General features: G+C 69.0%; 2 protein-coding genes. Both read left to right on the top strand.

Annotated features, from left to right (window positions below):
* Positions 1–1379: class II fumarate hydratase (fumC, locus tag I53_RS29765; protein WP_043357932.1), on the top strand; the 1379-nt coding region annotated here is incomplete at its 5' end.
* A gap of 46 nt (positions 1380–1425) precedes the next feature.
* Positions 1426–1828: thiamine pyrophosphate-binding protein (locus tag I53_RS29760; RefSeq protein WP_043357930.1), on the top strand; the 403-nt coding region annotated here is incomplete at its 3' end.

Raw genomic sequence — 1828 nt, 5'->3', positions numbered from 1 at the left:
CGGATTCGATGGGGGCGATCGACGTGCCGGCGGACCGCTACTGGGGGGCGCAGACGCAGCGCTCGCTCCAGCATTTCTCGATCGGCAACGATCGCATGCCCAAGCGGGTCTATCACGCCTACGGCTACGTCAAGAAGGCCGCGGCCCTGGTCAACGCCGCGGCCGGACGCCTGGAGGACTGGCGGGCGCAGGCCATCGTTCGGGCCGCCGACGACACGATCGCGGGAAAGCTCGACGCGCATTATCCGCTCTACGTCTGGCAGACCGGCTCCGGCACCCAGTCCAACATGAACGTCAACGAGGTGCTGTCGAACCGCGCGATCCAGCTCCTCGGCGGTGAACTCGGCTCCAAGAGCCCGGTCCACCCGAACGACCACGTCAACATGGGCCAGTCGTCGAACGACACCTTCCCGACCGCGATGCACATCGCGACGGTGCTGGAACTCGACGAGGTGCTCCTCCCGCAGGCGCACGCCCTTGCCGACGCGATCGACGCGAAGGCGCAGGCCTGGATGGATGTGGTCAAGACCGGCCGGACTCATCTTCAGGATGCGACGCCGTTGACGGTCGGCCAGGAATGGTCGGGCTACGTGGAGCAGATGCGCGACGCGCTGGCCCTAGTCGCGGCGTCGCGGGCCGGGCTCTACAAGCTCGCGGCCGGCGGCACCGCGGTCGGCACCGGCCTCAACGCCCCGGAAGGCTTCAGCGCGGAGATCGCCGGCCAGATCGCCGCGCTGACCGGCAAGCCGTTCGTCACGGCGCCCAACAAGTTCGCCGCCCAAGGCTCCCTCGACGCCATGGTCGCCGCCATGGCGGCGGTGCGCGGGCTCGCGGTCGCGCTGATGAAGATCGCCAACGACATGCGCTGGCTCGCCTCGGGGCCGCGCTGCGGTCTCGGCGAATTGCTGCTGCCCGCCAACGAGCCGGGCTCCTCGATCATGCCCGGCAAGGTCAACCCGACCCAGTGCGAGGCCATGGTGATGGTCTGCATTCAGGTGATCGGCGAGGACAACGCGGTCGCCTTCGCGGGCGCGCAGGGCAATTTCGAGTTGAACGCGATGCGCCCGATCATCATCAACAACACGCTGCACGCGATCCGCGTGCTGGGCGATGCCTGCGAGAAATTCCGGACCTACTCGGTCGCGGGCACGGAGCTCAACCGGAAGCGGATCGACGAGACCGTGAACCAGTCGCTGATGCTGGTCACGGCCCTGTCGCCGGTGATCGGCTATGACCTCGCCTCCAAAATCGCCCACCGCGCCAACGACGAGGGTACGACGCTGCGCGAGGCCGCCCTGGCCGAGGGCGTTCCGGCCGAGCGCTTCGACGCGGTGTGCGATCCCAAGACCATGACCGGCCACGGACTGGCCGGCGCCTGAACCCGCCGGGACCATCCGTCGGGGCCTCTCAGCTGAGCGAGACACCATGAGCACGAAGGTCGCCGATCTGTTCGTCCGGGCGCTGGCGCAGGCCGGCGTGAAGCGCATCTACGGCGTCGTCGGCGACAGCCTCAATGGGCTGACCGAGGCCCTGCGCCAGGACGGCTCGATCGCCTGGATCCACACGCGCCACGAGGAGAGCGCCGCCTTCGCGGCCGGCGCCGAGGCGCACCTGACCGGCAATCTCGCGGTCTGCGCCGGCTCCTGCGGGCCGGGCAACCTCCACCTGATCAACGGCCTGTTCGACGCGCACCGCTCCCGCGTGCCGGTGCTGGCCATCGCGGCCCAGATCCCCTCGGCGGAGATCGGCCGGGGCTACTTCCAGGAGACGCACCCGCAGAACCAGTTGCAGGAATGCAGCCACTATTGCGAGCTGTCTCCTCGCCGGC

Origin of the sequence: Methylobacterium sp. B1 (genome assembly GCF_000333255.1) — a bacterium.
In the GTDB taxonomy this organism is placed as follows: Bacteria; Pseudomonadota; Alphaproteobacteria; order Rhizobiales; family Beijerinckiaceae; genus Methylobacterium; species Methylobacterium fujisawaense.
Note: the sequence above shows the minus strand (reverse complement) of the source record. Positions and strands in the feature narration are given on the sequence as shown.